This is a genomic window from Zoogloea sp. LCSB751, from assembly GCF_002028455.1.
Lineage (GTDB): Bacteria > Pseudomonadota > Gammaproteobacteria > Burkholderiales > Rhodocyclaceae > Zoogloea.
Genome location: NZ_MWUM01000663.1, coordinates 1 through 233, shown reverse-complemented (window position 1 = coordinate 233; position 233 = coordinate 1). Strand labels below are relative to the sequence as shown.

Here is a 233-nt window from a genome sequence, read left to right as displayed (position 1 = left end):
CAGGATAAGGCTTTGTTTCTTAAGGCGATGAAGGAGTTTGGACTCAAAGGTGAAAAAGTAAAGTTCAGTAGTGTGTATGACAAAATGCTTAAGGAATACAAACAATATGCAGAGGAGCTAATTGCTGCTGAATCTGAGTCACGTGAAGCTTTAGTACCTAATTATCGAGCATTTGTTTATTGGGCTAAAAAACTAGTTCCAGCACAAATACTACTACGTAAACAAACAAATCA

The 233-nt window shown here is 36.5% G+C and carries 1 protein-coding gene; it reads left to right on the top strand.

Annotated elements, in window-relative coordinates:
• Nucleotides 1-233, top strand: a 233-nt coding sequence (locus B4920_RS28080; RefSeq protein WP_216820151.1) for a hypothetical protein, incomplete at both ends; no start/stop codon positions are given.